At 68.0% G+C, this 26,034-nt stretch carries 26 protein-coding genes and 1 other RNA gene; 13 read left to right on the forward strand and 14 right to left on the reverse strand.

The genetic code is table 11. The features are described 5' to 3' along the window. The 3 genes from D620_RS14330 to D620_RS0100535 form a co-directional block, all read left to right on the forward strand. On the forward strand, positions 1-660 hold a 660-nt coding region (locus D620_RS14330), incomplete at its 5' end, for a class I tRNA ligase family protein (protein ID WP_017663825.1). A 160-nt stretch (positions 661-820) separates the two neighbouring features. Beyond that, entirely contained in the window at positions 821-2,407 is a 1,587-nt protein-coding gene (locus D620_RS0100530; RefSeq protein WP_155799905.1) for a DUF11 domain-containing protein, read from the forward strand. 54 nt (positions 2,408-2,461) lie between these two features. Further along, on the forward strand, positions 2,462-3,196 hold the full coding sequence (locus tag D620_RS0100535) for a 7-carboxy-7-deazaguanine synthase QueE (protein WP_017663827.1): 735 nt from the start codon (positions 2,462-2,464) through the stop codon (positions 3,194-3,196). Positions 3,197-3,482: 286 nt separating this feature from the next. Here the strand turns inward: D620_RS0100535 and D620_RS0100540 are convergent, their stop codons facing one another. The 7 genes from D620_RS0100540 to D620_RS0100565 all read right to left on the reverse strand — a co-directional run bounded on the left by D620_RS0100540 (position 3,483) and on the right by D620_RS0100565 (position 10,292). Continuing rightward, positions 3,483-5,180 carry an ATP-binding protein gene (locus tag D620_RS0100540; RefSeq protein ID WP_017663828.1) on the reverse strand — a complete coding sequence of 566 codons (1,698 nt, stop codon included), beginning with the start codon at positions 5,178-5,180 and terminating at the stop codon, positions 3,483-3,485. Between the two features lie 107 nt (positions 5,181-5,287). Beyond that, entirely contained in the window at positions 5,288-6,052 is a 765-nt protein-coding gene (locus tag D620_RS0100545) for a TIGR02186 family protein (RefSeq protein WP_017663829.1), read from the reverse strand. Positions 6,053-6,062: 10 nt separating this feature from the next. Further along, positions 6,063-6,980, reverse strand: coding sequence for a sulfite exporter TauE/SafE family protein (locus D620_RS0100550; RefSeq protein ID WP_017663830.1), 918 nt, complete (start codon positions 6,978-6,980; stop codon positions 6,063-6,065). A gap of 106 nt (positions 6,981-7,086) precedes the next feature. Beyond that, a complete protein-coding gene (locus tag D620_RS0100555) occupies positions 7,087-8,289 on the reverse strand; it encodes a hypothetical protein (RefSeq protein WP_155799906.1) in 1,203 nt (400 codons plus the stop codon). Continuing rightward, positions 8,286-8,687, reverse strand: a complete 402-nt coding sequence (locus tag D620_RS16890; RefSeq protein WP_324603053.1) for a hypothetical protein — start codon at positions 8,685-8,687, stop codon at positions 8,286-8,288. Before D620_RS16890 ends, D620_RS0100555 begins: the two co-directional genes overlap by 4 nt. Then, positions 8,642-9,733: a glycosyltransferase gene (locus D620_RS15480; protein WP_324603054.1), complete on the reverse strand. Its 1,092-nt coding sequence runs from the start codon at positions 9,731-9,733 to the stop codon at positions 8,642-8,644. Before D620_RS15480 ends, D620_RS16890 begins: the two co-directional genes overlap by 46 nt. A 121-nt stretch (positions 9,734-9,854) precedes the next feature. Next, positions 9,855-10,292, reverse strand: a complete 438-nt coding sequence (locus D620_RS0100565; protein WP_017663832.1) for a VOC family protein — start codon at positions 10,290-10,292, stop codon at positions 9,855-9,857. Between the two features lie 248 nt (positions 10,293-10,540). Here D620_RS0100565 and D620_RS0100570 point away from each other — a divergent pair, with 248 nt between their 5' ends. From D620_RS0100570 to D620_RS0100580, 3 genes are all read left to right on the forward strand, one after another. Beyond that, positions 10,541-11,296, forward strand: a complete 756-nt coding sequence (locus D620_RS0100570) for an SIMPL domain-containing protein (protein ID WP_017663833.1) — start codon at positions 10,541-10,543, stop codon at positions 11,294-11,296. A gap of 181 nt (positions 11,297-11,477) precedes the next feature. Then, positions 11,478-12,284 (forward strand): metallophosphoesterase family protein, encoded by an 807-nt coding sequence (locus tag D620_RS0100575; RefSeq protein ID WP_026091840.1) that lies wholly within the window; start codon positions 11,478-11,480, stop codon positions 12,282-12,284. Between the two features lie 67 nt (positions 12,285-12,351). Further along, positions 12,352-13,662: a UDP-glucose dehydrogenase family protein gene (locus D620_RS0100580; RefSeq protein ID WP_017663835.1), complete on the forward strand. Its 1,311-nt coding sequence runs from the start codon at positions 12,352-12,354 to the stop codon at positions 13,660-13,662. Between the two features lie 135 nt (positions 13,663-13,797). On the opposite strand, the gene D620_RS15585 is transcribed toward D620_RS0100580, so the two are convergent. The 5 genes from D620_RS15585 to D620_RS0100600 all read right to left on the reverse strand — a co-directional run bounded on the left by D620_RS15585 (position 13,798) and on the right by D620_RS0100600 (position 17,874). Beyond that, positions 13,798-15,345, reverse strand: coding sequence for a hypothetical protein (locus tag D620_RS15585; RefSeq protein WP_017663836.1), 1,548 nt, complete (start codon positions 15,343-15,345; stop codon positions 13,798-13,800). 275 nt (positions 15,346-15,620) lie between these two features. Continuing rightward, positions 15,621-16,045: RNase P RNA component class A (gene rnpB / locus D620_RS15595), an RNA gene on the reverse strand. A 39-nt stretch (positions 16,046-16,084) separates the two neighbouring features. Continuing rightward, on the reverse strand, positions 16,085-16,798 hold the full coding sequence (locus D620_RS0100590) for an N-acetylmuramoyl-L-alanine amidase (RefSeq protein WP_017663837.1): 714 nt from the start codon (positions 16,796-16,798) through the stop codon (positions 16,085-16,087). Positions 16,799-16,814: 16 nt separating this feature from the next. After that, positions 16,815-17,468 (reverse strand): histidine phosphotransferase family protein, encoded by a 654-nt coding sequence (locus tag D620_RS0100595; RefSeq protein WP_017663838.1) that lies wholly within the window; start codon positions 17,466-17,468, stop codon positions 16,815-16,817. Positions 17,469-17,478: 10 nt separating this feature from the next. Next, positions 17,479-17,874, reverse strand: coding sequence for a M67 family metallopeptidase (locus tag D620_RS0100600; RefSeq protein ID WP_017663839.1), 396 nt, complete (start codon positions 17,872-17,874; stop codon positions 17,479-17,481). 16 nt (positions 17,875-17,890) lie between these two features. Here D620_RS0100600 and D620_RS0100605 point away from each other — a divergent pair, with 16 nt between their 5' ends. Continuing rightward, positions 17,891-18,844, forward strand: a complete 954-nt coding sequence (locus D620_RS0100605) for an RluA family pseudouridine synthase (protein ID WP_017663840.1) — start codon at positions 17,891-17,893, stop codon at positions 18,842-18,844. A 124-nt stretch (positions 18,845-18,968) separates the two neighbouring features. Beyond that, positions 18,969-19,865 (forward strand): RNA polymerase sigma factor RpoH, encoded by an 897-nt coding sequence (rpoH, locus tag D620_RS0100610; RefSeq protein ID WP_233991921.1) that lies wholly within the window; start codon positions 18,969-18,971, stop codon positions 19,863-19,865. A gap of 80 nt (positions 19,866-19,945) precedes the next feature. Here rpoH and D620_RS0100615 read toward each other — a convergent pair whose 3' ends face one another. Further along, the gene (locus D620_RS0100615; protein ID WP_017663842.1) at positions 19,946-21,274 is read right to left on the reverse strand and encodes an amidohydrolase; all 1,329 of its coding nucleotides are present in this window, start codon (positions 21,272-21,274) and stop codon (positions 19,946-19,948) included. Between the two features lie 105 nt (positions 21,275-21,379). Here D620_RS0100615 and mtgA point away from each other — a divergent pair, with 105 nt between their 5' ends. The 5 genes from mtgA (at position 21,380) to D620_RS0100640 (ending at position 25,174) form a co-directional block, all read left to right on the forward strand. After that, positions 21,380-22,051: a monofunctional biosynthetic peptidoglycan transglycosylase gene (gene mtgA / locus D620_RS0100620; protein ID WP_017663843.1), complete on the forward strand. Its 672-nt coding sequence runs from the start codon at positions 21,380-21,382 to the stop codon at positions 22,049-22,051. A gap of 82 nt (positions 22,052-22,133) precedes the next feature. Further along, positions 22,134-23,105, forward strand: coding sequence for a cation diffusion facilitator family transporter (locus tag D620_RS0100625; protein WP_026091841.1), 972 nt, complete (start codon positions 22,134-22,136; stop codon positions 23,103-23,105). Next, a complete protein-coding gene (locus D620_RS0100630; protein ID WP_017663845.1) occupies positions 23,105-23,692 on the forward strand; it encodes a sigma-70 family RNA polymerase sigma factor in 588 nt (195 codons plus the stop codon). Before D620_RS0100625 ends, D620_RS0100630 begins: the two co-directional genes overlap by 1 nt. Further along, entirely contained in the window at positions 23,689-24,471 is a 783-nt protein-coding gene (locus tag D620_RS0100635; RefSeq protein ID WP_017663846.1) for an anti-sigma factor, read from the forward strand. The genes D620_RS0100630 and D620_RS0100635 overlap by 4 nt, the downstream gene beginning before the upstream one ends. Positions 24,472-24,616: 145 nt before the next feature. Beyond that, complete coding sequence (locus D620_RS0100640; RefSeq protein ID WP_017663847.1) at positions 24,617-25,174, forward strand: fasciclin domain-containing protein; 558 nt, start codon at positions 24,617-24,619, stop codon at positions 25,172-25,174. Between the two features lie 143 nt (positions 25,175-25,317). On the opposite strand, the gene D620_RS0100645 is transcribed toward D620_RS0100640, so the two are convergent. Continuing rightward, on the reverse strand, positions 25,318-25,989 hold the full coding sequence (locus D620_RS0100645) for a hypothetical protein (protein WP_017663848.1): 672 nt from the start codon (positions 25,987-25,989) through the stop codon (positions 25,318-25,320). Between the last annotated feature and the right edge of the window lie 45 nt (positions 25,990-26,034).

Genomic DNA, 26,034 nt, shown 5'->3' on the forward strand with positions numbered 1-26,034 from the left:
GGGCGGGAGGGGGACTGGAGCCCCCAGTCCGAGACCCGCGCGGTGGCCGGCTGGGCATTGGACCAGATCCTCGTCATGCTCCACCCCTTCATGCCCTTCATCACCGAGGAGCTGTGGCACAAGCTGGGCGCGCGCGATTACGAGCTGATCGTTGCCCAGTGGCCGAAGCCCGAAGCCGAGGTGAGCAAGGACGCGACCGACGCGATCGACTGGGTGATCGACCTCACCACCAGCACCCGCAGCGCGAAGAACGAGCTCGGCATCGCGCCCGGTGCGAAGCTGGCGGCGTGGCTGGCGAGCCCCTCGGACGTCGCGGCGCGCACCATCGAGCGCTCCAGCGCCGCGATCGAACGCCTGGCGCGCCTCACGCCCGTGACCATCGGCGAGGCTCCGGCAGGCCCCGCGATGCAGGTGACCGCGGGCGAGGACGTTTTCGTGATCCCCCTCGAAGGCATCGTCGACATCGCGGCCGAGAAAGCCCGGCTCGAAAAGGCGCTGGCGACCAGCAGCAAGGAAGCCAAGAGCCTCGAAGGCCGCCTTGGCAACCCCGCCTTCGCCGAGAAGGCAGCTCCGCAAGCGGTCGAGAAAGCCCGCGCCGATCTCGCCCATCACACCGGCGAGGTCGCGCGGCTGACGGCGGCGCTCGCAAGGCTTGGTTAACCGGGACTTAGCCATTTTGCCCTAGGGCTGGCTGGATGATCTGGCCGTTCCGCATGCAGCATCCCGCGCCAGCCGGAGCGGATTGTTGGATCGGGCCACGTCATTGAGGCATCGCACAAGCGGGTTGAGATGCGCGGGCGCCGCGATCGCGCTTGCGGCGATGCTGCCAGCCCCGGCGATCGGGCAGCTGCGCTCGCTCCGGAACCCCTCGTTCGAGGCCAACGACCCGCAGGGGCCCGGCGCGCCCAACTGGCAGATCTTCACCGGCACCGCCGTGCCCGGCTGGTCGACCACCACCAACGAGATCGAACTGTGGGACAGCAATTACGAAGGTGTCCCGGCCTATGACGGCGTCATCTTTGCCGAGATGAACGCCAATGTGAACGGCACCTTCTACCAGAACATCTGCCTCATCAACGGCGAGCCTTTCGGCTGGACCTTCGCGCACCGCGCGCGCGCCGGCGGGGCGGCGACCCAGACGGTGCGCTTCCAGGTCGCAGGCAGCACCGGCACGCTGATCCAGACGCTGGCCACCCAGGCCTCGACCACCGCCAACCGGGTGTGGAACGTCAACACCGGCACCGCCACCTACACCGGCGCCTCGGGGCTGCAGCGGGTGCAGTTCACGACCAGCGACCCGGGTTCCTATGGCAACTTCCTCGATGCGATCCAGCTGACCTTGCGCCCCTTCGTGCAGTTCTCCGCCGCCTCGGGAACGGGGCCTGAGAGCATCGCGGGGACCGCCGTGCCGACGCTGCTCGTCACCGGCCAGACCCGCACTGCCCTGCCGGTGACGATCACCATCACCGGCGGCACTGCGGTGCGCGGCACCGATTACACCACGCCGGGCGGGGGCGCGTCGTTCACCGTCACCATTCCGGCGGGCACCTATTACAACACCGCCATCCCGCTGGGCATTGCGGTGGTCGATGATACCGCACTCGAGGGCAGCGAGACGATCACCTACGCGATCGCCACCGGCACCAGCTACACCCCGGCGCACACCACCACCTGCGGCGCGGCGGCGCAGACGACCGGCAGCTACACCATCACCGATAACGATGCGCGCGTGACGCTGCGCAAGCAGTGGTTGAATGCGCTGCCCGGCGACGACGCCAACCTCGTGGTGGCGCGCGGCACCACCGCGATCGAGACCTTCGCCTCGGATGCGGGCGCGGCGGGCGAGATTGACACCGATCCCACCCCGACCCCGGTGGTGATCGGCGAGACCGTGAGCCTTTCCGAGACCCTGCCTGCCACCAATGCAGGGGCCTACCAGCAGACCCTCGCCTGCACGGGCGCTGCCGACACGGTGCTCGTCGACGGGCTCACCATCGGCGCGGGCGAGACCGCGATCGTGTGCACCTTCACCAACACCCGGCTGGTGCCGGTGGTGGTGAGCAAGAGCTCGGTGGTGCTCGCCGACGGGACGGGCGGCGCCAATCCCAAGGCGATCCCCGGCGCGACGGTCCGCTATTGCATCGCGGTCAGCAACCCCGGCACCCTGCCCGCCACGCAGGTGAGCGTCGTCGACAACCTGCCGGCGGGCATCCTCTACATCCCCGGGACCAGCCGCACCGGCACCACCTGCACCGCCGCGACCACGATCGAGGACGACAATGCCAGCGGCACCGACGAGAGCGATCCCTACGGCACGGCGTTCAGCGGATCGACGCTGACCGGCTCGGCACCCAGCCTCGATCCCGGCGCGGGGTTTGCGATCACCTTCAGCGCCGGGATCAACTAGCCCCCTTGCGCGGGGGAATTTCCCGAGGCGGCAATTCGTGCCATAGGCCGCGCCATGAACCTGACCCTTGCCACCGACCAGCGCGGCGGGCCGGAAATCTTCGCCAGCCTCCAGGGCGAGGGGCCGAGCGCCGGAATGCCGGTCGCCTTCGTGCGCCTGTCGCGCTGCAACCTTGCCTGCACCTGGTGCGACACGGCCTATACCTGGCGCTTTGAAGGCGACAACCGGCCCCACCGCGACGGGATCGCCTATGACCGCAAGGCCAATCAGGTGACGCTCTCCCCTGTCGAAACGGCAGAGCGGATCGCGATGCTGGGCCAGAAGCGCCTCGTCATCACCGGGGGCGAGCCCTTGTTGCAGGCCCCGGCGCTGGCTGAAATGCTCGCGCACCTCCCGGACATCACCGTCGAGATCGAGTCCAACGGCACCGTCGCCCCGCCCGCCCGGCTGGATGTGCTGGTCGATCAGTACAATGTCAGCCCCAAGCTCGCGCATAGCGGCAACCCGGCCGATCTCGCCCTGCTGCCCGAGCGGCTCGATGCCTGGGCGACCGATCCGCGCGCCTTCCTCAAGTTTGTGATCGCCGCGCCCGCCGACGTCGACGAGGTGCTCGCGCTGCAAGCCCGCTACCGCTTCCGCCCCGAACGCGTGTTCCTGATGGCCGAAGGCACCGACAGCGCGGCCCTGCGCGCGCGGCAGGCGTGGCTCAGCGAGCTATGCCTGAGGCACGGCTTCCGGATGAGCGACCGGCTGCATATTCACCTGTATGGGGATACGCGGGGGACGTAGCTTGTTTGCGAACCCGCCTCCGCGGGTTCGTCCTCGGTGCTGTTCCTCCGCTGCGCTCCGGGCACCTGCGGCTCGCGCGCGTGCGCTCGCGGTCGCTGACGCGACCGAAATCAACGCTTGCTGATCGGGTCGCGCCGGTTCGGTCCGCCGAAGGACGGGCCGCAAGCGCGAACGCGCGCCCGCAGCGTCGCGGGCTTCAGCCCGCATGAGCGAGGATTTCGCGCGCCGGATGGCGTGCGGAAAACAAGAACCTCCGCGCGGAGGCGGGCCCCGCACACAAACAAGCCTACCCCTGACTTCTCCACCGCATCACCACCCGCTCGACCAGTTCTTCCTCGCCGCCGTCGCGGTTCCACAGGTCGACAAAGCTCGGGTCTTCCGAGGCCGGGCGCTTGTGTTCCTCGAGGCTGTCGAAGGTCACGCGGATCGGGATCGCCACGCCCTCGCCGCAGATGATGCATTCGCGGTTCCTGAGTGCGGGGATCGAATCCAGGAACCCGCGCGCGCCTTCGGGCATGGCGGCCTTGACGAAGGCCTGGTCGCGGTCGTTGTTGAGGCGCATCGAGATGATCGTGCCGCACTGCGAGAGCACGCCTTCGGCAAGGTCCGAGGGGCGCTGGGTAATAAGGCCCAAGCTGATGCCGTATTTGCGGCCTTCCTTGGCGATGCGGCTCAAAATCTTGCCGACCGAAGACCCATCGGCGTTCTTCTCGTTGGGCACGTAGCGGTGCGCTTCCTCGCACACCAGCAGCACGGGACGGGTCTTCTCGTCGCGGCCCCAGATCGCGAAGTCGAACACGAGGCGGCTGAGCACGGCGACCACGGTCGAGGTGATGTCGGACGGCACGCCCGAGACGTCGATGATCGAAATCGGCTTGCCGCCGCCCGGCATGCGGAAGATCTTGGCGATGAATTCGACCATCGTATCGCCCACCAGCATGCCGGAGAACATGAACTGGTAGCGCGGATCGGCCTTGATCTCGTCGAGCTTCTGCTTGATCCGCATATAGGGCGCGCTCGAGGTCGCCTTGTCGAGGCGGCCCATCTCGTTTTGCAGGATATTACTGAAATCGCTCAGGAGATAGGGGATCGGCGAATCCACCGTGATCTTGCCCATGACCTGCGCCAACCGGTTCTTGGTGCGCGCGGCGAGCAGCACCTTGGCGAGAATGTCGCTGTCGGTCTGGCGGTCGTTCCCGCTCGAGGACAGCAGCACCTCGCAGTGCTCCTCGAAGTTCATCAGCCAGTAGGGCATCTGGAGGTTCGAGACGTCGAGGATCTGCCCCGTCGTGCGGAACGCGGCGGCATATTCGCCGTGCGGGTCGATCATCACGATGTGACCCTTGGGCGCGGCCTCGCAGATGCGGTGCAGGATCAGCGCGGCGCTGGTCGACTTGCCGGTGCCGGTCGAGCCCAACAGCGCGAAGTGCTTGCCGAGCATTGCGTCGATATAAAGGCCGGCGCGGATGTCCTTGGTGGGGAACACCTTGCCGATGGTGATGGCCGCGCGCCCGTCGCTCGCGTAGATCTGTTCGAGGTCGCGGGTGGTGGCGGGATAGATCATCGCGCCCGGGATCGGGTAGCGGGTCACCCCGCGCCGGAAGCCGTGGATGTGGCCGGTCAGCCGTTCTTCCGAACCTTCGCCAACAAAGTCGATATGGGCGATGATCCCGCTATCGGTGCGGCGGTCCTTGCGCTGGTCGCGCACGCTGGCGAGCAGCCACGAATCCCCGACCCGGATCTTGACCTGGCTGCCGACCTGCCCGGCCAGCGCGACCGAGGGATCGGCATCCTCCATGCATTCGGTGATGCGCTGCAAGTCGAGCGCGATCTGCGAGCCCGAGCCGGAGATTTCGAGCACCACGCCGATCGGCAGGCGCGCATTGTCTTGGCTCCCGCGCGCATAGGCGGCAGCGACTTCCTCGGCCCCCGCCGGATTGGGACCGGTGAAGCGTTCGAAATCCTGGTTGGCGTGATCCGTCATCGGCGCCTTTTCCTCGCGCAGCCTAGAAAATACCCGCAGGAACTAGCCGTATCGGAGTTAAGATCGCGTCAACAACGGGCCCTGCGGGGGCGCCCCTTGCGCGCCCGTCAGGTGCGGGCGAACAGGCGTCCGGCAAGCCAGCCCATCCCCAGCGACAGGAAAATCGCGCCGAGGCCGTAGAAGAACGACCAGCGCTGCGCGGCGCTCACCACCTGCCCTTCGAGCCCGGCCTTGACCACTTCGATCCGCGCGGTCGCGCTCGCCACCACCCGCCCGCGGCTGATCGCGAAGGTTTCGGCGGTGTAGCGGCCGGTGGTGACGGTGGAGGGCAGGTCGATGCGCGCCTGGTAGAGCACCTTTTCGGCGATGCTCACCCCGCCCGGGTTCTCCTGGTAGAGCCCCTGCCGGCGGCGCAGCTCGACCAGACCGCGGGCATAGCGCGATTGTTCTTCCGGATCGATCTGGCCCGAGGGGGAGAGCTGGATGAACTGCGTTCCCAGCTCGTAGATGGCGGCGGTGCGTTCATCGACGATCTTTTCCACCGGCCGCGAGGAAGCGACCGCGAAGAATGATGGCACCGAGCGGAAATCGGAAGACCCCGCATTGGCCCAGATGCCGAGGATGCGCTCCTTCTCGCGGATCCGCACCGGGGCGGTCGGGCCCTTGAGCACCACGACGATGTCGTAATCGCCCGCGCGCCCGCCGCTGTCGGGATCGACGACCGCGCCGTAGAGCAGCAGCCGCGCGCCGGTGAAGCCCTGCCGGACCTCGATCAGCGACTGGCTGACGGCGGGCACCAGCACCGGCTCGCGCTGGGCGGTCAGCGCGCCCCAAGCGGCGGCCAGCAGGACAAGCCGCGCCGCCAGTCTCATGGGGCAGCTCTCACAGCGGCACCACGGTGTAGATCTCGTCGGGCTGGACGCCGAGGCCGTAGAGCATCCTCAAGGCGATCAGCAGCACCAGCGCGGCGAGCGCCAGGCGCAGCACCTCGGGCCGCGCCTGCGATGCAATCTGCGTTCCGAACTGCGCGCCGAGCACCGATCCCAGCAGCAGCAGCGCGGCCAGCACAAGGTCGACCGCCTTGGTGGTGAGCGCGTGGGTCATGGTGGTGACCATCGTCACGAACAGGATCTGGAACAGCGACGTGCCGACCACGACATTGCCGCTCATGCCCAGGATGTAGAGCATCGCGGGCACCAGCAGAAAGCCGCCGCCCACCCCCATCAGCATGGTCAGGATGCCGACCAGCATGCCGAGGATCAGCGGGGCGAGCGGCGAGATGTAGAGGCCCGAGGCGTAGAACCGCCAGCGATAGGGCAGCGATGCGACCAGCGGGTGGTGGCGGCGCTTGCGCACCTGCGGGCCGCTCTTGCCCAGCAGGCCGGGGCGCAGCGCGCCGACCGCCTCGCGCATCATCAGCGAGCCGATCGAGCCCAGCAGCAGGACGTAGAGGATCGAGATGACGACATCGATCTGGCCGAGCGCCTGCATCACGCTGAACAGCCCCGCCCCGATCAGCGCGCCGAGCATCCCGCCTGCGACCAGCACCGCGCCCATCCGGTAATCGACGCCCTTGCGGCGCGAATGGGCGAGCACGCCCGACACGCTCGCGCCGGTGACCTGCGTGGCGGCCGAGGCGGCGGCGACCGTGGGGGGGATCCCGTAGAAGATCAGCAGCGGCGTCGTCAGGAACCCGCCGCCGACCCCGAACAGGCCCGACAGGATGCCCGTCAGCCCGCCCAGCAGGACGATGTAGAGCCCGTTGACCGAGAGATTCGCGATGGGCAGGTAGACGTCCATGCAGCGGACGCTAGCCGAGGCGGCGGGGGCTTGGAAGGCGTGGGACGCGCCTATCCTCGGGGATTTTGCGAGGATGCAGCCCCGCCCCGCTGCGCCGGACCCGCGATCAGAACCCCGCCGCCACCGTCACCGCCACGCCCGATCCCGGAGCGGCGTCGCCTGCCACCCGCATCCGCCAGTCGACGGCGATGCGCGCCGGGACCTTGCCGATGCGTGTGTCGAAGCGCAGCGTCGGACCGAGGTCGAGGCGCTGCGCGTCCTTCTGCGCCCCGCCCCATGCCCCCGCCCCCAGGCGCAGGCGCAGCCGGTCGTCGGTGAAACGCGCGGCCCAGGGCAGCTCGCGGGTGATGCTCGCCTGCGCGTCGGCGAAGGGCGTCTTGCCCCGCCCGCCGACCCAGCCGCCTTGCGCGTAGAGCTCGGCCTCGGCGCCCAGCGGCAGGGCCAGCGGCGGGATTTCGGTGACGGCGTAGGCGGCGGGACGGAAGCTGTTGAAGAAGGCGGCGTCGGTGTAGCGCACTTCGCCCGCAAGGCGCACCGGCACGCGGGCGAGCGGGCGCAGCGAGGCGCCGAGCGCGGCCTCGTTCTCGCCGCGGGTCACCAGCGCGCGGTAGGCGCGCAGGTAGAGGCGCGGGTCGTGGCCGCTCGCCGGAGCAATCCGGTATTGCAGCACCGCGCCCGCCTGGCTCGCGCCATAGACCGGCACGCGGCCCTGGCTGACCGGTGCGGCAGACGAGCCCTGGCGCCAGAACGCCCAGCTGTCGAGCGACCAGCGCCCCGGCCGTGCGGCCACCGGCACGGGCAGCGCGGGCGGCAGATAGGGGGCTGCGGGGCCGGCGGGCGGGCTCTCCGGCGCGCGCCCCACGCGCACCGTGCCCGGTGTGCCGGGGGTCAGGCGCCATTGCGGGCTGCCGGCAAGCGCGGGCAGCACCGCGGCAGCGGCGGCCAAGGGGCGCGCGGCAACGGGAACGGAGCGGGACAGGCCGGGGCGCATGGCGAGGGCCACGAAGTAGGGCGATCCCTCGGGCACACCTTGAGGATAGGCGGCCGCCTCGGCGATCATCTGTTCCTCCCACGCCGCCACGACCCGCGCACGCGCCACGTCGATCGGCGCGGCGCCCCAGACAAGTGCGGGGGCGCGATAGGGCGGGACGGGGATTGCCGGAGCCTGCGCGGCGGCGGCAGGACCGGGCGCGAGCGGGTCCTCCCACCACATCACCCGCGCCCCGCACCACCCGCCGATCAGCAGCGCCAGCATCACCAGCGGACCACCTTTCGGTGCGGTCCGGGTGCGGCTGGCGGGAGCGGTCACGGTCTTGCAGGGCCGAACCGCTCCGCTGCTGTGGGATGCGCGTCGTGATCGGTCTTGTCCCACGCCGCCGCGCTGCCGCGCAGGGTCCGGGCATAGGCGAACACCGCGCGGCGCCCGGCGATGATGGCGATGACATTGGCAAGTGGCAGGCGCAGCACCGCCCAGACGCCCTCGACAAGGCCATATTCGCGCGCGGTGAAGGCAAAGCGCATCGCGATCCGCCACGCGAATGCCGCGCCATTGGCACCCAGCACCACCGCCAGCAGCGGCGTGATCTGTGGCGGCTCGGCAAGGCCCAAAGCGATCATCAGGCCCATCAGTCCGGTCAGCATCACCAGCGTGTAGCCGGCCATCAGCACCAGCGCGGTGAGCGGTCCGCGCCGGTCGCGGAAACGCATCCAGTATTCGCTGAGCCCCCTGCCCAGCCGACCCGGTCCCAGCCGAGCAGCGAGATCCCGAGCACCCAGCGCGCCTTCTGGCGGACCACGGTGTCGAAGCGGTGGGGGAAGAAGGCGCGGGTGGCGATCAGCCGGCCATCCTCGCCGCGCGCGCGCACGAAGCGGCAGCGCCCGCCGGCTGCGGCGATGGCAAGGCCGAGCTCGTAATCCTCGGTGAGGGAATCGCTGGCGAAGGGCAGCGCCGGTCCGCCCGGTGCGATCCCGTTTTCGGCGCGCTGGCGCAGCACCAGCCAGTCGAGCGCGCGGCGCGATGCCGCGCAGCCCACACCCGCGCCCGGCAGCCCCGCGCCCAGCGCATCGCGCACCACCAGCGCCTTGCCGTGCGCCTCGGCGAATTCCTCGCAGTAATGCGCGCCGATGTGCCGCGCGAGCCACGCGCGCTGGCGCGGCACCAGCGGCTCGACCGGCAGCTGCACGAAGTCCGCGCCGCCGTCGATGATCTCGTCGAGCAGACCGAGCGCGCCCGGATCGACCATGTCCTCGGCATCGTGGAACACCAGCATGGCAAAGCGCTGCTGGGCGCGCTCCTCGTCGAGGGTCAGGGCGGCGAACAGGCGGTTGAGGCAATCGGCCTTGGTGGTCGGACCCTCGCGCCCGTGGATGACCAGCCGGAAGCGCGGATCACCTTGCGCGGCGGCGATCGCGGCGCCGATCGTGGCGGGATCGTTGCGGTAGCAGCCGACATAGAGGCGCAAGGCCCCTTGCGGCCAGGTATCGAGCAGGTGGCGGATCGTCTGCCCGATCACTGCCGCCTCCTGCCAGGCCGGGATCAGCACCGCGACGGGCCCGGCAAGATTGCGATGCCTGAGGATCGCCCGCTGGCGCCTCTGGGTCGCCGCGCGCCCGCGAAGCTTGAGCCACAGCCACGCCGCATCGACTGCAAGATCGTCGAGCGCGCCGACAAGGAAGAACACCCCCGCGAACAGCAGTAATTCGTGCTGCAACAGGGCGAGCCCCTGCCACAGACCAGGCTCAACAAAGGACAAGGCGACCCCCTCCCCGATTAAGGTGTGAATCTACCTTGACAGGGTAACTATTGCAACAGGGGGAAGCTATTTTGTTGGTTTAAAGCGATTTAAAATCCGCCACTTGTACAAAATCGTCAGCTTACCAGCTGCCGGTGTTAGCCATGCTCGCCCAGGGTTCGGCAGGCGGCAGATGGCCGTCTTGCAGCAGTTCCACCGATATGCCGTCGGGCGATTTGACGAAGGCCATGTGCCCATCGCGCGGGGGGCGGTGGATGGTGTGCCCGGCCTCGGCGAGCTTGCGGCAGGTCTCGTAGATGTTCTCGACCCGGTAGGCGAGGTGCCCGAAATTGCGCCCGCCGGCATATTCCTCGGGGGCAGTGCCGTCCTCGGGCGGCCAGTTGTAGGTCAGTTCGACCTCGGCCAGCCCCGCCTGCCCCGGGGCGGCGAGGAAAATCAGCGTGAAGCGCCCGGCCTCGCTGTCGAAGCGGCGCACTTCCTCGAGCCCGATCAGCTTGAAGAAGGCGACCGTCGCTTCCGGGTCGGCGACGCGGATCATGCTGTGGAGATACTTCACCATAAGAAAATCCTTTCGCATCGCGAGATAATCGGTCGCACAGCGACCGCAAGCCCGAACGGGCGGGCGCAGCGGGCGCAGCTTTGCTGCGCGTCTCGCGCGGACCGCACGCCGGAGGGCGTGCGGAAAACTAGACCGCGCGGCGATAAAAGGCGGAGGTGGAGAAATGTGTCCCCTCCCCTGCCATTCAAACTCCATTCATCGACGATGATGCACAACTCGTCGTACCAACTCTTACGGGGGACAATGCGATGAGCGGTGACGACATACAACCTGCAAACACGACCAGAGGTGTTCTGACAGAGCCCGAAGCCCTGCGCTGGTTCGGCACGGCGGCGATCCTGGCGACGGGCCTTGTCGCGGGCGGATATCTGCTGGGTGACGGCCTGCTGCGCGCCAAGGATGCCGAGCGCGCGGTCACCGTGCGCGGCCTTGCCGAGCGCGATGTGACCGCCGATCTTGCCACCTGGACGATCTCCTACTCGGCCTCCTCGACCAGCCTTGCCGAAGCCCAGGACAAGGTGCGCCGCGACACGCAGAGCATCGAGGCCTTCTTCAAGGAGCTCGGCTTTCCCGCCGAGGCGCTCCAGCCGACCGGCGCCAACGTCAACAGCTCGACCGACATGAGCGGCACCACCACCTACACCGTGCGCCAGCGGCTCGCGCTGCGCACCACCGACATCGCCCGCGCGCAGAAGGCGGTCGCCCGCCAGTTCGACCTTGTCGGGCGCGGGGTGTTTCTCGAGGAAGGCTCGGGGATGGCCTACACCTTCACCAGATTGAACGACATCAAGCCCGAAATGGTCGCCGCCGCGACCAAGGACGCGCGCTCGGCCGCCCAGCAATTCGCCAAGGATTCCAATTCGGGCGTCGGCAAGATCAGGGACGCGACGCAGGGCTATTTCGAGATCGAGGCGCGCGACGGCGATTCCGGCGGATGGGGATCGGCCGACAGCCCCTACAAGAAGGTGCGAGTGGTCACGACAGTCAGTTTCACGCTCGATTAGTGATCGGCTGGTTACCGCCTGCCGACAAATTCGCACCTTTGGTCGCGGGCCGCAGAGGGTCTGTTGCGCCGCCACGTTAAGCAGGTTATCGCGCCCTCCGATAACAAAGGGGGGCGTGGTCATTCCTGCCTGACCTTGAGGCTTTTGGCCGGGTCGCATCAACCGGAACACCACACGGGCCATGTTACAGCGTCTTCGCGAATTGTTTACACCGCCGCCGCCGCCCAAGCTGGCCGCCGTGCCCGATGGCCGGCGCTACTATGCGATCGGCGACATTCACGGTCGGCTTGACCTCTACGAGGCGCTGATCGGCGCGATCGAGGAGGAGATCGCCGTCACGCCGCAGGTCGATCACCGGATCATCGTGCTCGGCGACCTTGTCGACCGCGGCCCCGACAGTGCGGGCGTGGTCGAGCGCACGCGCGCCTGGCAGCAGGCCCGCAATGTCCGCGTGCTGGCAGGCAATCACGAGGAGATGTTCCTCTCCGCCTTCACCAAGCCCGAGGCGCTGCGCCATTTCATGAAACATGGCGGTTACGAGACGCTGCTGAGCTACGGCTTTTCCCCGCGCCAGCTCGGCGACCTCCCGCTCGAGGAGCTGTTCGAGGCACTGCCGCAGGTGGTCAGCCAGCAGACCCGCGACTACATCGCCGGCTTCGAGACGATGATCCGCGCGGGCGACTATGTCTTCGTCCATGCCGGCATCGATCCGGCCCGCCCGCTCGGCGAGCAGACCCGCGGCGACCTGCTGTGGATCCGCGAGCGTTTCCTGCGCCACGAAGGCCCGCTCGAGAAGGTCGTGGTCCACGGCCACACGATCTTCGAGCATGTGATGGATTGCGGCAACCGGATCGGAATTGACACTGGCGCTTTCCGTTCGGGTGTGCTTACAGCGCTCGTGCTCGAGGGCGACCAGCGGCGCATTCTGCAGGCCCGGACCGGGGAAGACGGGGCGGCGCAGGTGTTCCACGGCGACCGGGCGCATTGAGGACAAAGGTCGCCAACCAGCATCCCGCGCGCCGGCAGGCGCCGAATTCTCTTGAGGGCCGAGTTTCATGAAGATTGCGATGGTGGGATCGGGCTATGTCGGGCTCGTGTCGGGGGCGTGCTTTGCCGATTTCGGCCATGATGTGGTCTGCATCGACAAGGACCAGGGCAAGATCGACCGCCTCCACGCCGGGATCATGCCGATTTACGAGCCGGGCCTTGATGCATTGGTCGAAAGCAATGTGAAGGCCGGCCGCCTCAGCTTTACCACCTCGCTGGGCGAAGGGATCGCCGGGGCCGATGCGATCTTCATCGCGGTCGGCACGCCGAGCCGCCGCGGCGATGGCCACGCCGACCTCACCTTCGTCTACGAAGTCGCACGCGAAGTGGGCGAGAAGCTCGCCAATGACGCGGTGGTCGTCACCAAGTCGACCGTCCCCGTCGGCACCGGCGACGAGGTCGAGCGGATCATCGCCGAGACCGGCACCGCACATGAGGTGTCGGTTGTCTCCAACCCCGAATTCCTGCGCGAAGGCGCCGCGATCGGCGATTTCAAGCGCCCCGACCGCATCGTCATCGGCGCCGAGGACGATTTCGGCCGCGAGGTGATGCGCGAGGTGTACCGCCCGCTGTTCCTCAATGAATCGCCGATCCTGTTCACTTCGCGCCGCACCAGCGAGCTGATCAAATATGCCGCCAACGCCTTCCTTGCGACCAAGATTACCTTCATCAACGAAATGGCCGATCTGTGCGAGAAGGTCGGCGCGAACGTGCAGGACGTGAGCCGCGGGATCGGCATGGACAACCGCATCGGCGCGAAGTTCCTCCACGCCGGCCCCGGCTATGGCGGCAGCTGCTTCCCCAAGGACACGCTCGCGCTGCTCAAGACCGCCGAGGACTATGACAGCCCGACGCGGATCGTCGAGGCCGTGGTCAAGGTCAACGACAGCCGCAAGCGCGCGATGGGCCGCAAGGTGGTCGATGCGCTGGGCGGCATGGAGGCGGCGCGCGGCAAGAAGGCGGCGCTGCTCGGCCTCACCTTCAAGCCCAACACCGACGACATGCGCGACAGCCCGGCGATCGCGGTCGCCCAGACGCTGATGGATGCCGGCGTCGCGGTCGCCGCCTATGACCCCGAAGGCATGGAGCAGGCCCGCCCGCTGCTGCCCGAAGTGACCATGTGCGACAATGCCTACGAGGCGATCACCGGCGCCGATGTGGTGGTGATCGTGACCGAATGGGACGCCTTCCGCGCGCTCGATCTGCGCCGCGTCAAGGAACTCGCCAACGCGCCGGTGATGGTCGACCTCAGGAACGTCTACAAGCCCGAGGACATGCGCGCGGCGGGGTTTGCTTACACGAGCGTGGGTAGAAGCTGATAGTTTGCCTGCCCGTGGAGGCGGGCACGTCCTCGGTGCTGTTCCTCCGCTTCGCTACGGGCACCTGCGGGCGGGCGTTCGCCCTTGCGGCCCGTCTGTTGGCGGGCCGGGCCAGCGCTCTCGGGCGGGGTCAGGTCAGCGCGGCGTCAGGTCGGTCGCGTCAACGAAATAGGCCCGCGCGCCGCAACTGATGAAGTTCTTCGCCTCGTCAGGCGTGTCGCCCATGTTTCCGCTGTAGCGCGGGATGATCCGCCGTCCTTCGATGCGGAACAAGGGTACGGTCTTGCCCGTCTCCGGGTCGCGCGCGCTCCACCAGCCCGTGGCGGGATCGAAGCGCGCCTTCTCCACCGTGAGGTCGCACAAGTGGGCGTTCGACCCGATCGCGGAGCCCTCGGCCGCGACGCTGCCGTCGGGATTGCCGGTGAGGGTGATCTGCTCTTCACTCGCCGACATGAGCACCGGCAGAATGCGTTCGTAAAGTTCGCCCGTCCGCATTGCATCGGGCAGCGGCAGGCTGTCGTAATAATAGGTGACCTCCTCGCCCGGCTTCAGCGTGAGGCCGGGGCTGAGCGCGCCGCGCAGCACCGCGATGCGCGCCTGATAGAGATCGGCGAGGCAGATTCGGTCATCGCCGCATTTGTTGCGGGAGGCGAGCCAGCGGCGCTGTGCGGCAAGGTCGCCCTTCCCCGCCGCCCGCGCCGCCGCCCATGTTTCGGCAAGCGCACGGTCGAGGCTGCGCAGCGCGCTCTCGTATTCGCCGCAGAGCGTCTTTTCGATCGGGGCGGCGGCCTTGGCGCAATCGAAGCTCGGGCGGTCCTCGGCCTCGGCCAGCGAGCGGGTGGCGGCGATCAGCGTGCGCGCTTCGTCGGCGCTGATGGTGACAAGGGTGGGGACGTAGGGCGGAAAGTCATCGCCGAGATCGTCCTCCAAGGGGACGGTGGTGAAGGTGTCCGCCAGCCGCACCGGGCCTTCGATCCGCGCGGCGACGAGAGCGGCGAGCGCTTCCGGCGCGACAATCGTCCCGTCGATCCGCGCGCCAGCGATCCTCTCCTCCCACGCGCCGAGGCTGCTGAGATCGGTACCGGTGAGGTCCGCGCCGGAGAAGTCGCCCGGCGCGTTGATGCACCACGATGGGTAGACATCGACACACGCGAAGGTCGCATCCTTGAGGTTCGCCGCGCGGAAGGAAACGCCCTCGAAATCTGCGCCCTGACGCGCAGAAACGAAGCGCATTCCGGAAAGGTCGGCACCGGTGAAGTCGGAACCCTGGGGGTTGACCCCGTGGGTCGAAAGCCCCGGCCAGCGGGCGCGAGCGGCCTTCGCGCCGACAAGATCGATATGCACCAGCCGCAGGTTCGGGATGGCGGTCCCCTCCCAGTTGGTGCCCTCCAGTTCGGTTTCGGCCAGACAAGCCCCCGTCAGCAGCGGCGCGACCTTGCGCATGTCGGCGTCCTTGAAGCTGCCGCCGCGCACCACGGCGCGCTTGCCCGCGGGCACCAACCTGAGCGCGTCGGCGAGGTCCGAGGGGTTGTCCATCTCGCGCGCGTCGATGATCGTCCACGTGGCGCCGGCAGAAGCCGCATCCTCGCCCGGCATGGCGCACAGGTTGGTGACGGGCGGGTCTTCCCGGCGCGTCCCGGGCTCCGGCGCGGCCAAGGCGAGCGCGGCGGCGAGCGTGAACATTGGCGGCGTTTCCTTCCGGCGCCGAGGTTACGCGAAGGCGGGGCGCGCACCAACCCCGTTGGCGGGGGGAGCGAGCGCGGATCCCTACCTGCGCGGGGATGACAGGATGTCCGAAGGGAGCGCTGGATCGGTCGCACAGCGAACGCGAGGCGACGCGGCCGAGCCGCAGGTGCTCCGGCGCGCGACGGCGGAAACAGCACCGAGGACGCTCGCCCGGAGGGGCGAGCGCAACACAACCTCGCCCTCAAGCAGCGAAGCGGTAGGGCAACAAAAACAACATCAGGGGGCCATCATAAGCCGGGTTCTGTCTCCCCGGACGGTATCCTTGCGGACCAGCGCCGGGGTGGCAGCCATTCATCTGGGCGGGGGATTGCTCCCGCGCTCTAGCAGCCAACCCGGGTCTCTCGGCGCGAAACACGCCTGCCCCTCTTGCGAGCGGCGCGAGACCCCTATTCGGCCTTGCTCCGGGTGGGGTTTGCCATGCGGTTGCCGTTGCCGGCCCCCCGGTGCGCTCTTGCCGCACCCTTTCACCCTTGCCTGTGCTTACGAAGAAGCCATCGGCGGTTTGCTCTCTGTGGCACTTTCCCTTGACCCGCGCCCGAAAGCGCGCGCCCGGCGGGCGTTACCCGCCACCCTTGTTTCGTGGAGCCCGGACTTTCCTCGCGTCCCGAAAGACACGCGGCTGCCTCAGGCCCCCTGACCGGGCGGCCTATAGGCACAGACCCGACATATTGCAAAATTACCGCGTTCGCCCCTGATCGCGGTCCAGCAGCAATTGCCACAGGATCGCCGCCACCTCGCCATCGGGGATGCCGGTGATGCGTTCGGGCCGCCAGCGGCGCTCGAAAGCCTCGACCGCTTTGGCCTGATCGGTGATGTCGTAGCCGAAGCGCTCCAGGGCGAGGAAGAAGCTGCCCTCGTTGTGGAACGGGTTGCCCGCCGCCAGGCATTCGGGGCGCGGCAGGCACAGCTTGAATTGCGCAAGGCGGTCCCACGGAAACAGCTCGCCCGGATCGACCTTGCGCATCGGCGCGACATCGGAGTGACCCACGACATTGGCGCGCGGGATGTCATACTGCTTCACGATCCGCGCGAGCAGCGGGATCAGCGCGTCGATCTGCGCATCGGCAAAGCCGCGATAGCCAAGGCCGTGGCCGGGGTGGTCAAGCTCGATCCCGATGCTCGCCGAATTGACGTCGGGAATGCCGCGCCAGAAGCTTGCGCCCGCGTGCCATGCGCGCTTGTCCTCGGGCACGAGGCGGATCACACCGCCCTCTTCGGTGACGAGATAATGCGCGCTGACTTTGGCGGCGGGATCGGTGAGCCGCTCGATCGCGGTGCCGACCGGCTTCATCTCGGTGTAGTGCAGGACCACCATGGTGATGGGCAGGCTGCGCTGGTCGAAATTGGGCGAGAGGCGTTCCTCGTGAACCAGCTCGTCCTCCCCCTCCATCACGCCCCCTTGGCTCTCAGCCGATCATGCCTTCGGGCTCGGGCAGCACCGCGCCCAAGACCTGCGCACCATCCCCCAGCTTGTACTGGAGGCCGCCTTCCATCTCCTCGGCGAGCACCGCGATCATGTGCGCGGCGGCCGTGCGGCTGGTGATTTCGCCGTCATCGAGATCGCCCTGAAGCGCGCGGCCGATGGTCTCGTCGAAGGCGATGCGTTCGGCCCGCGCGCGGGCGACGATCTCGATCGCGCCCTCGCGCCGCTCGGCCCCGATGTCGAGCGTGCCGCCGCGCACCAGCGAATCGAGCGCGATCTGCGCGAGGTTGAGCAGCACCTTGACCGCAGGTTTGGGCAGGCTCGGCTCGGCAATCGCCCAGTGAACCTCGACCTTCTTGGCATCGCCCGCCAGCGCATCGATCACCGCCTTGGCCTCGTCGACCGGGATCGCCTCGCCGAAGCCGCCGGCCGCGCCGAAAGCGAGGCGGAAGAACTTCAATTTGTCGGTGCTGATCCTGGCCGACTGTTCGAGCAGTTCGACGACCTGCGCGCGCATCTGCGGGTCCTTCTCGTCCGCGAGCAGCTCCAGACCGTTGGCGAGCGCGCCGACCGGCGAGAGCATGTCGTGGCACAGGCGCGAGCACAGCATCGCGGCAAGATCGGTCTGGGAGATCATGCCTGCTGTCCTAGCCATCGCCGATGGTAAATGGAAGTGCGACAAACCCTTGTTTGCCGTCCTGCCAGAACCTTGCATCGTCCTTGCCGATGATCGCCCAGATGCGGCCATCGCCGCTCGCGCAGGCGCGGTCGGTGGGGGAAGGTTCGGCGGGGCCCTGCGGGTGCGAGTGATAGTAGCCGATGACAGCCGGGCCCCCGGCGCGTGCGGCGCGGTGGGCGTCGATCAGCGCCTGCGGGTCGATCTCGAAATGGGTGTGCGGCGAGGGATGGACGTTGGCGGCAGCGCGGGCTTGGGTGATGCGCGCGCCCTCCCCCAGCAGCATCCCGCAGGCTTCCAACGGGAAGGCGGCAGCGGCATGGGCGCGCATCGCCCCGAGGGCTTCGCTTGTCACTTCGCAGCGCATCGCGCATGGCCATAGCATGTCCGACAGCGAAATCATCACCGGCACGATCGCGCTCGCAGGCCGCCTCGACAAGGCGCTCGCCGAGGCGACCGGCCTCAGCCGTGCGCGGGTGCAGGGGCTGATCGAGGAAGGCCGCGTCGATATCGCGGGGATGACCGCCGCCTCGGCTTCGATGAAGGTCCAGGGCGGCGCGCCGTTCCGGATCATCGTCTCGGCTGCCATGCCCGCCGCCGCGCAACCGGAGGACATCCCGCTGGTCGTCGCCTTCGAGGACCGGCACCTCGTCGTCGTCGACAAGCCGGCCGGGATGGTCGTCCACCCGGCGGTGGGGAACATCACCGGCACGCTGGTCAACGCGCTGCTCCACCATTGCCGGGGGCAGCTTTCAGGCATCAACGGCGTCGCGCGCCCCGGCATCGTCCACCGCATCGACAAGGACACATCGGGGCTGCTGGTGGTCGCCAAGTCCGACGCCGCGCACGAGGGGCTGGCCGCGCAGTTCGCCGCGCACTCTGTCCACCGCCGCTATATCGCGGTCTGCGCCGGGCACCCCAGCCCCTCCGAGGGCACGGTCGACGCGCGCATCGGCCGTTCGGACGCGGACCGAAAGAAAATGACGGTGCTCCCCAACAATTCCTCGCGCGGGAAATCGGCCGTGACCCATTACAAGATGATGGAGCGACTCGATGGCGCCGCCGTGATCGAATGCCGGCTGGAGACCGGGCGCACCCACCAGGTCCGCGTTCACTGTGCGTCAATCGGCCATCCGCTATTGGGAGACCCTGCCTATGGCCGCACCCCGAAACAGCTTCGCCCGCTGCTGGAGCGACTCGGCTTTGCCCGTCAGGCCCTTCACGCGGCAGAGCTCGGCTTCCAGCACCCCGTTACCGGGGAAATGGTGCAATTCCGGAGCAATCTGCCGCAAGACATGGCGGAACTGATCGACGAACTGAGCCGTAGTGATCGATGAAACGCGCATACATCGGGCAGATTTTCGCGTATATCCGTAACCCGTGGCCCAAGCGCGACGGATGCCCATCAGGGGTCCTTGCCCAGCGGTCGACGCCAGAAAGGTTAGGTAACCAGTGTCCAAAGTGAAGACCAATTCGGTCCCGGCCCTTAGTGGTGAGCAGAGCCTCAACCGCTATCTCGCCGAAATCCGCAAGTTCCCGGTGCTGACCGCCGAGCAGGAATACATGCTCGCCAAGCGCTATCAGGAACACGAGGATCCCGAAGCCGCCGCCCAGCTCGTCTCCAGCCACCTCAGGCTCGTCGCGAAGATCGCGATGGGTTACCGCGGCTATGGCCTGCCCGTCTCCGACCTGATTTCGGAAGGCAATGTCGGCCTGATGCAGGGCGTCAAGAAGTTCGAACCCGATCGCGGCTTCCGCCTCGCGACCTACGCGATGTGGTGGATCAAGGCGAGCATCCAGGAGTTCATCCTGCGCTCGTGGAGCCTCGTGAAGATGGGCACCACCGCGGCCCAGAAGAAGCTGTTCTTCAACCTTCGCCGGATGAAGAAGCAGCTCGAAGCCTACGAGGACAGCGACCTCAGCCCCGAAGACGTGACCAAGATCGCCACCGACCTCGGCGTGCCCGAGGCCGAAGTGATCAACATGAACCGGCGCATGATGATGGGCGGCGATGCCTCGCTCAACGTCAGCTTGCGCGGGGCCGAGGAAGGCTCGGGCGAATGGCAGGACTGGCTGGCAGATGACCGCCCCTTGCAGGACGAAACCGTCGCCGAGGCCGAGGAATCGCAGCTGCGCATGGCGATGCTCAGCGAGGCGATGGAAAGCCTCAACGAGCGCGAGCGCCACATCCTCACCGAACGCCGCCTGACCGAGAAGCCGCAGACGCTCGAAGAATTGAGCCAGGAATACGACGTCAGCCGCGAACGCATCCGCCAGATCGAAGTGCGCGCCTTCGAGAAGCTCCAGAAGGCGATGCAGCGGATCGCGGGCGAACGGCTGCTGCCGGGGATGGCGTAAGGCTCAGGCCTCAACCGCCCCGCCGGGATATGCAAAGGGGCGCCGCGAACAGATCGCGGCGCCCCTTTTGCTTGTCCGGCCTACTTCTTCCCGGCCAGATCCTGCACCGCCGCGACCATCGCCCGCGCGCCCAGCGTGATGCTCTCCCGGGGCGCAACCTGGAACAGCGGGGAGTGGTGTCCGGCAATCGCCGGCCCGCCCGCCTTGGCCGCCGCGATCCGCTCAGGGCTCGTCCCGCCGACCGCGAAGTAGTAGCCCGGAACGCCCAGCCCGGGCGCGACGAAATAGGTGAAGTCCTCCGCGCCCATGTTCTGCTGTTCGTAGGGCACCACCGCGCCCTCGCCCAGTGCGCGCTTCATCGTCGCGTTGAGGCGGCGGGCGAGCGCGGGGTCGTTGATGGTGGTGGGCGTGCCCGAGAAATGCTTGACCGTCACCGGCATATTATCGGGCAGGCCGTGCGCCTTGCCGATATTGACCGCGATCCGTTCAACCAGCGCGATCACCTTGGCGCGCGTCTCCTCGTCATTGGCGCGCACGGTGAGCTTGAGGTTCGCCTCGTCCGGGATGATGTTGTAGGTCGTGCCGGCGTGGATCGAGCCGACCGTCACCACCACCGGCTTGAGCGGAGAAATCTCTCGCGAATCAATGGATTGCAGCGCGGTGACGATCTGCGCGGCGATATAGACCGGGTCCTTGCCGAGGTGCGGCGAGGCGCCGTGGGTGCCGATCCCGGGCACGCGCACGTCGAGCGTGTCGGAGCTCGAATACTGGATGCCCTCGGCAGCCGAGACCTTGCCGGTCTCGAGTTCGGCGGCGACATGGAAGGCGAGCGCATAGTCGGGCTTGCCGAAGCGCTGGTAGAGCCCGTCCGCCATCATCCGCTTGGCCCCGCGCACCCCTTCCTCGGCAGGCTGGACGACGAACATCAGCGTGCCGCTCCACTGGCTCCGGGTGGCCATCAGCCGCCGCGCGGTGGCGATCATCGCGGTGATGTGGGTGTCATGCCCGCAGGCATGCATCACGCTGTATTCCTTGCCGTCCTCGCCCACCTGCTTCGCTTTCGATGCATAGGCGAGGCCCGATTTCTCCTCGACCGGCAGCCCGTCCATGTCGGCGCGGATCAGGATCGTCGGGCCCTTGCCGTTCCTGAGGATGCCGACCACTCCGGTGCCGCCCACGCCGGTCGTCACCTCGAGCCCGGCCGCCTTGAGCTCCGCCGCCATCTTGGCCGCGGTGCGGTTTTCGAGGAAGCCGAGTTCGGGGTTCTGGTGGAAATCGAGGAACAGCGGGGCAAGGTAGCTGTCATATTCCGCCTCGATCGCCTTCCTGGTCGCTTCGTCCTCGGCCAGAGCGGGCTGGGCAGCGGCGGCAAGCGCGAGCGCGCTCGCGGCGAGGTGGCACAGGCGCATCGGACAATCTCCCCTTGGAACGTTTGGCGGCACGCTAGCCGCGCGAAGCCCCGCCCCGCAAGCGGGATGCTTCCCACGTCCCCCGCTTGGCGCTAGAGCTTGGGGATGATCTCCCTCGCCCTGCGCTATCTCGCCCGTGCCATCGCCGCCTTCATCGCGCTGACACTGGTGCTGGTGGTGGCCTTCAAGTGGCTGCCCGTCCCTGTCACCGCGACCATGATCATGGACGGCAACGGCATCACCAAGGACTGGGAGAGCCTGGACAATATCGACCGCAATCTGGTCTCCGCGGTGATCGCTTCGGAAGACCAGCGCTTCTGCTCGCATTCGGGCTTCGACACCGAGGCGATCGAACAGGCGATGCGCGCGAACATGGAGGGCGGCAAGATCCGCGGCGGATCCTCGATCAGCCAGCAGACCGCCAAGAACGTCTTCCTGTGGCAGGGCGGCGGCTATTTCCGCAAGGGCATGGAGGCGTGGTTCACCTTCTGGATCGAACTGGTGTGGGGCAAGCGGCGGATCATGGAGGTCTATCTCAATGTCGCCGAGACCGGGATCGGGACCTACGGCGCCGAGGCCGGAGCGCAGCGCTATTTCGGCCATTCCGCCGCGCGCCTCAGCCGCGACGAGGCGAGCCGCATGGCCGCCGCGCTGCCCAGCCCCAAGAAGCGCTCGGTAAAGGGGCCGGGCGGCTGGCTGGCGCGCCACGGCAACCGGATCGAGCGCCGCATCGGCGTGGTGCGCCGCGACGGGCTCGACGCCTGCGTCTATCATTGAGGCGACGGCTTTCGCGTGCAATCACAGCGGGATCATCGTCGCGCGTGACGCGGGGCGAGCTTGCCGCTACAAGCGCCTGACGATGGCCCACGCGCACGCCCATAACCACCACGATCATGGCCATGGACACCACGGGCATGACCATGGGCACCACGGGCACGGGCATGGTGGCCACGCCCACGCACCTGCCGATTTCGGCCGCGCATTTCTGGTCGGCATCGTGCTCAACACCGGCTTCGTGCTGCTCGAGGCGGCGGCCGGGCTGATCTACGGCTCGATGGCGCTGATCGCCGATGCGGGCCACAACCTGTCCGATGTGCTCGCCCTCGCGCTCGCGTGGATCGCCAGCATCGCCGCCAGGCAGCCCGCATCGGGACGCTTCACCTACGGCTACAAGAGCTCGACGATCCTCGCCGCCCTCGCCAACGCCTTGCTGCTGGCAGTGGCGATCGGCGCGATCCTGTTCGAGACGCTGCACCGGATCATGAACCCCGCCCAGCCCGAAGGCCTCGCCATGGCGATGGTGGCGGGCGTTGGGATCGCGATCAACGCCTTCACCGCCTTCCTGTTCATGAAGGGTCAGGCCGACCTCAACATCCGCGGCGCCTATCTCCACATGGCGGCCGATGCGCTGGTGTCGCTGGGCGTGGCGGCGGCGGGGCTTGCGATCCTCCTCACCGGCTGGGCGTGGGTCGATCCGGCGGTGAGCATCGCGATCCTCGGCTTCATCGCGTGGAGCACCTGGGGCCTGGCGCGCGATTCCGTGGCGATGGGGCTGCTCGCGGCACCGGCAGGGATCGCGCTTGACGAGGTGAAGCGCCACCTTGCCAGCTTCGAGGGCGTTACCGCGGTCCACGATCTCCACGTCTGGCCGATGTCGACCACCGAAGTCGCGCTGACCGCGCACTTGGTCATGCCCGCGCGCCCTGCCGCCGACAGCTTCCTGCGCGAGGTCGCCGCCAGTCTCGAAGCGCGCTTCGGGGTCCACCACGCAACGCTTCAGATCGAAAGCGGCGAGGACCCTTGCGCCCACCCCTGCGGAGCCGAGTGCTGATGGCCGCCCGCCCCCGCCCCTCGACCGACGAAGCGCGCGAGGCGCTGCGCGAGGCGATGGCGCGGCTGGCGGCAGGCGATCAGGCGGCGCTGGAAGAGATCTATCGCGCCACCCGGGTGAAGCTGTTCGGCATATGCCTGCGTATCTTGGGTGACCGAAAGGAAGCCGAGGACGCCTTGCAGGACGTCTATGTCAATCTCTGGCAGCGGGCCGACCGCTATGATCCGTCCCGCGCGAGCCCGATCGCGTGGCTGGCGGCGTTCGCGCGCAACCGCGCGATCGACCGGTTGCGCACGGGCAAGGTGCGCGGCGGCGCCGTGCCGGTCGAGGAAGCCGCACCGCTCGCCGACGAGAGTCCGCTTGCCGATGCGCTGCTGGTCGATGCCGAACAGACCGCCCAGATCCACAAGTGCCTGGGCACACTCGACGCCCGCACGCAGGGCCACATCCGCGCGGCCTTCTTCGAGGGCAAGACCTATGCCCAGCTGGCCGATGCCGCGAATGTCCCGCTCGGCACGATGAAGAGCTGGATCCGGCGCGGGCTGCAACGCCTGCGCGCCTGTCTCGAAGCGAGCGAGGCGGCATGAGCGCGCCTGACGATACCGGCCCCGAGGTGCAGCGCGACGATCCGATGATCGCGGCCGAATGGGCGCTTGGCCTGCTCGAAGGCGAGGAACTGCTCGCCGCGCGCGGCAAATACGCGACCGACCCGGCCTTCGCGTGGCGCAAGGAATGGTGGGACGACTGGTTCGCCCCGCTCTCCGACGCCATGCCCGGTGCCGAGCCGGGCGATCACGTGTGGGACGGCATCGCCGCGCGGGTCGCCGCGCAGCAGGCCGCAGCAGAGGCTCCCACCGCTGACGGTGCGGCGGGCGCGAATGTCGTGGCGCTCGAGGCGCGGGTGCGGTTGTGGCAGCGGGTGGCGGGGCTTTCGTCCATTGCCGCGGCGGCCTTGCTGGCGTGGATGGCGCTGGCGCCCTCGCAGACGCCCGTCACGCCGGAGCCAGCCGAACTGCTGGCCGTTACCGAACCGATGGTCGCCATTGTCCCGATCGGCGATTCCGGTCTCAGACTCGATGTCACCTATATCCCCGGCAGCGATCGCCTGGTGGTCGCTGCGCTCGGCCTCACCGCCGACGGGGTGCACGATCACGAATTGTGGCTGACGCCCAAGGATGACGGACCGCGGCAATCGCTGGGCGTGGTCAAGCCGGGCGAGGTGCGCAGCATGGTCCTTCCGGCCACCGTCACCGCCCAGCTGGGCAGAGGCGCCGGACTGGTCCTGACCCGCGAGCCGATCGGCGGCAAACCCGAAGGCAAGGAAGCCGGTCCGGTGGTCGCGAGCGGCTCGTTCAAGGAAGTCTGAGGCGACTTCGCTTCACCGCGCAAAATGCGCTATTCATCCGCAATAGCATTTTCCGCGCATCCGCAATCCCGAGGATTCCGTAACGTCTTATGCAGGCCGGAGGGGCTTGCACTCGTGACGTAACCCCCAACGGAGATCCCCCCTTATGACTCCCAAGACCACTCTCACCGCGCTTGCCGCGGCGGCTCTGGCTGCGACTGCCGGCTTCGCCGCGCTCCCCGCCGCCGCGCACCAGCACAAGGCTGCCGCGACCGCTTCGCCCAACATCGTCCAGGTCGCGATGAGCACCGGCGTCCACAACACGCTGGTCGCCGCGGTCAAGGCTGCTGGGCTGGTCGACACCCTTTCGAGCCCCGGCCCCTTCACCGTCTTCGCCCCCACCGACACCGCCTTCGCCAAGCTGCCCGACGGCACCGTGGCCACGCTGGTGAAGCCCGAGAACAAGGGCACGCTGACCAAGATCCTCACCTATCACGCGGTCGCGGGCAAGGTGACGAGCGCCGATCTCGTCGCGCTGATCCTGAAGCACAATGGCACTGCTACGATCACCACCATCGCGGGCGAGAAGCTGACCGCGCGGCTTTCGGGCGACAAGATCGTGATCACCGACACCATGGGCCGCGCCACCGCTGTGACGCAGACCGACGTCGTGACCTCGAACGGCGTGGTCCACGTCACCGACGGCGTGTTCCTGCCCGCCTGAGCCTTCTCCGGCTGGCGCTGCCCCCCGGCTTCCCCATCCCCCACCCGAGGGGGGTAGCGCTTCTCCCGACCCCGTCCGGCCATCCTCCAGGGCCGGGCGGGGTTTTTCACCTGTGCGCGCAAGGCCGGCCCGCGCCGGCCCGCTCAATAGCCGATGAGAACCAGCCGGTAGCCGCGGAACACCAGACCGATGGGCCGCGGTTCGGGGCTCGCCGAAAGGTCGAACTGTAGCGCGCCGTCAGCGGCAATGGCCTTAAGCGTGATCCGCGCCCCGTAAAAGTCCAGCGTTTGCAGCCCGCTTGAGACCGGAACCAGCGCATAGCTGCTCGACATGATCTGGGTGCCGGTGAAGTTGTCGCCATCGGTGATGAGGAGCTCGACCAGCGGCGGCTGGCCGGGGCGTGCCTTGTTTGACGGGCTGTCAGCCCACAACAGGCCGATACGGGCCTCGGCAAGATTGCCTGCCGGGGCAACGGCATAGGCGACCTTCTGTGCGAGCGGGTAACGCTTCTTGAGCTTGCCCCCGCGCACCTTGCCCTTGTCGGTGATGAACACCCGGTCCGCGCTCGCCGAGTTGAAATCGAAGCGGACAGCCTCGTCGAACAGACCGTCGCGATCAATGTCGTTGAGGCATGCGGCAGATGATCCAAGCCCGCGATTGCGCATGAGGTCGCAATAGAGGCCGGGGCTTTCCCGGGTACCGAACAGGACACGGCCCGGGGCGAAGGCAAAGCCCGGCGTGACCGCGGCCAGCTTGGCCGTGGCGGCATCGAGCGTGCCCTGGAGAACCACTGCCGAGGTGGGACGGATGATCACATCCGCAAGGCTCTTTCCACGCGACGCAAGCCCGCTTTGAGTGAT

It is taken from the genome of Porphyrobacter sp. AAP82, assembly GCF_000331285.1.
Lineage (GTDB): Bacteria > Pseudomonadota > Alphaproteobacteria > Sphingomonadales > Sphingomonadaceae > Erythrobacter.